This window comes from Aminobacter sp. DSM 101952 (assembly GCF_001424795.1).
Taxonomy (GTDB): domain Bacteria; phylum Pseudomonadota; class Alphaproteobacteria; order Rhizobiales; family Rhizobiaceae; genus Aminobacter; species Aminobacter aganoensis.
The window spans coordinates 1-3,331 of the sequence record NZ_LMCL01000027.1; the positions used below are offsets into that span (position 1 = coordinate 1).

General features: G+C 61.9%; 2 protein-coding genes and 1 pseudogene. 1 reads left to right on the forward strand and 2 read right to left on the reverse strand.

What is annotated here, in order from left to right; translation table 11 throughout:
• Positions 1 to 36 precede the first annotated feature (36 nt).
• Both ASC75_RS26305 and ASC75_RS25650 read right to left on the reverse strand, forming a co-directional pair.
• Positions 37 to 323 (reverse strand): annotated as a pseudogene (locus tag ASC75_RS26305) (winged helix-turn-helix domain-containing protein).
• Between the two features lie 51 nt (positions 324 to 374).
• Positions 375 to 596, reverse strand: a complete 222-nt coding sequence (locus ASC75_RS25650) for a hypothetical protein (RefSeq protein ID WP_244487859.1) — start codon at positions 594 to 596, stop codon at positions 375 to 377.
• A 224-nt stretch (positions 597 to 820) separates the two neighbouring features.
• On the opposite strand from ASC75_RS25650, the gene ASC75_RS16495 reads away from it, so the two are divergent.
• Positions 821 to 2,785, forward strand: a 1,965-nt coding sequence (locus ASC75_RS16495; protein ID WP_210168387.1) for a hypothetical protein, incomplete at its 3' end; no start/stop codon positions are given.
• Between the last annotated feature and the right edge of the window lie 546 nt (positions 2,786 to 3,331).

A 3,331-nucleotide genomic window follows, 5' to 3' on the forward strand; every position in this document is an offset into this window, starting at 1 on the left:
AGCGTTCGAATGCCGACATGATTTCCGTCGTCCAATTTAACAGCAGGCCGTCGCAAGGGCTGGCTGGCAGATGGCCGGATTGCCTGCGCAGCAGTCCTCCATAAGAAAGCGGATCAAGCCGCCCAAGGCCTGGTAGTCTGCCGAGTAGACAATGGACCGCGGCCCGGCGGGCGGTGACCAGGCCGCCCCGCTCCAGTTCCTTGAGGTGGAACGAGACGTTCGATGCGGAGACCCCTGCGGCTCCGCAATGAAGCCTGCGGCCATGCCTTCTGGCCGGCCTTCACTAGGAGCCGAACGATCTTCAGTCGCGTTTCCTGGGACATTGCCCCGATAGCTCCGGGCGCACGTAGCGGCCGTTTTCATCTATACAGTCGTCATGGACATGCATCTGCACGACCTCGCCGATCACGATGACGCAGCGGCCGTAACCCAGAATCCGAGATGCGCGGCATTCCATGGCGCAAGGCGAGGCCTTGAGATGCGCCCACCTTGATCGACGGAATGCCGGTCAGGCCCGCGAATTTAATCTCATCCACATCGCTAGGGAAGTTGATGCCGGTGGTGATCATTTGCTTCGCGCTTGCCATGTCCACCATGTGAACCACGAACTCATGACAAGAGCGTAGGGCCTGCCACCACCAGGCCTTGCCAACTCCCAACTTCTCAAGGTTAGATTATAAAGAAGTATATGAGCATACATTCACCATACTCTTAAATTTAGAAGATTCGCATATTCTAATATGCATCCTGGGACTGGCAACGGTTGAAATTCGTACTAGCACCTTGTTCTGTCTGGATACCGAGGCAAGGGGACAGGATGATGGCGACTAGTGTTGAGTTCGGTGATGTCAAGGGCATGCCCGAAGGCGCTTCAGCAGCGTCAGGCAAAAATCCTCATACAGTCGCTGCTGAGCAGACAATCGCGCAGGCGGCCCAGCAGCCTGCAGGCGATCCCGTTCCCGTCGATGCAGGCTCCGGCCAGCCGCTTCAGCAGACCCAGCCGACCGCGGCGGCCCCGGCTCAGGCCCAGGCCGAATATGTCGCCGACTCTTCCAATGTCGTGCACCTGCCGGCCAATGTCTCGATCGACAACATCAAGGTCGACGGCGACAACCTGGTTCTCGAACAGGCCGACGGCAGCGTCATTGTCATCAAGTACGCCGCAGCCAACGTACCGACCTTCCTGCTCGGCGATGTCGAGGTTCCGCGCGTTGCCCTGATCGCAGCGCTCGAGGCCGGCGGCATCAACGTCGCCTTCGGTGCCGATGGCTCGATCTCCGCAGCCACTGGCTCGACCAGCAGCTCCGGCGGCAATTTCGAGCTGCCGGCCGGCGGCATTGGCGAGGGCTTTGATCTTTCGGCCTTGCTTCCACCAACAGAGTTGCGTTTTCCTGAATTCGAGAGAAAGGAACTTTTTCCGGCAGCTCGCCGCAATGGTGCGCCCGCCATCAATTTCGAGCCGGGCACGACCATCGGCCATGGCGTTGTTGACGAGGCAGGTCTAAGCAGCAACGGCGCTATCGGCTCCGACCCCAACTCGGATAGGGAGATCCACTGGGGCTCCTTCACGCTTTCCGATCCGGATGGGCTGAGCGATCTGACGAGCCTGGCGATTGGTACTGGCGACGACAGTAATCTCAAGGTCGTCCCCATTTCCGGCCTGGTGGGCGCAACGTTTGAAGGCCAGCATGGCACGCTGACGATCATCAGTTACGACCCTGTTACGGGCGTGGTCTCATACAAGTATGAGCTCACCGAGCCAACGCTGGACGGCGCGGGGCTCGAGGCCGAAGTATTCATCCTTGTCGTGTCGGATGGAAATATCTCCTCCGTGCCTGCCACGCTGACCATCGAGATCCTCGATGACGAGCCTGACGCGATTGACGATATTCTTGTGTCAGTTGCGGAAGATGCCCCAGCCGCGGTGGAAGGTAATGTAATAGGCAACGACACGGTGGGGGCAGATGGCGCCGTGCTCTCATCCGTTACGATTGCCGGGGGCATGACGCCAGTCGCATTGGTAGGCACCACCACCGTCATAACAACAAACGGCATCTACACATTTGAATCGACCGGTGCCTGGACGTTTGCCCCGAACATCAATCTCAACAATGCAAGCGGTATAGACGCATCGTTTAGCTACGAAATCACTGATGGTGATGGCGACGTCGATACAGCGATTCAGCCGATCACGGTGACGGACGGCGCGGACGCGACAGCTTCCGGTTCGGCGAACCTGATGGTTGAGGAATCGGACCTCAACGGGACGGGCTCGACGCCGCTGACGATCACGGTGACGGACGGCGCGGACGCGACAGCTTCCGGTTCGGCGAACCTGATGGTTGAGGAATCGGACCTCAACGGGACGGGCTCGACGCCGCTGGATAYGGGCGAGAGCGACACCGACACGGGGCTTTCGTTCACGGCGGGTTCGGATGCGATCTCGCTGAGCTTTGCGGCGGGCCAGGCGCCGACGGTGGCGGGTCTCGACGAGACGGCCTCGCTGACCTGGGTCCTGGATGCCGGTGATGCGACGGGGCGGACGCTGCTTGGCCAGATCGGCGGAGCGACGGTGATCACGCTGACGCTTTCGGGCGCGGTGACGGGTGCTTCCGGCGCGACGATCAGCCCGACGGTGACGGCGGTGCTCTCGGACAACTTCCCGCACCAGAACCAGCCGAATGCCGGCACGGTGACGGTGACGGGGCTGGTGGTGAACGCCACCGACACCGACGGCGAAGTCACGCCCGGCACGGTCAATGTGACGGTCGTCGACGACGTTCCGNCAACTTCCCGCACCAGAACCAGCCGAATGCCGGCACGGTGACGGTGACGGGGCTGGTGGTGAACGCCACCGACACCGACGGCGAAGTCACGCCCGGCACGGTCAATGTGACGGTCGTCGACGACGTTCCGGCTGTCGACATCGTCGACGGGCCGAACACGGTTGCGGAAAGTGCGACGCTGGACGGCAGCTGGACGCTGAGCGACGGCGCCGACGACGTCGGCTCGATCACGGTGACGGTTGCGGGCCAGCCTGCGCAGACGGTGACCCTGCCTGGCGGGGCTGCTGCGGTGTTTGCTCTCGCCGAGGGCACGCTGACAGTGAATGCCGGCGGCACGTGGAGCTTTGTCGCCAACACCAACCTGGATTCGACGCCGGTGCCGACGGTCGGCTTCACGGTGTCGGCGACCGACGGGGACGGCGACAGCGACAGCGACAGCTTCACGATCACGGTGACGGACGGCGCGGACGCGACAGCTTCCGGTTCGGCGAACCTGATGGTTGAGGAATCGGACCTCAACGGGACGGGCTCGACGCCGCTGGATA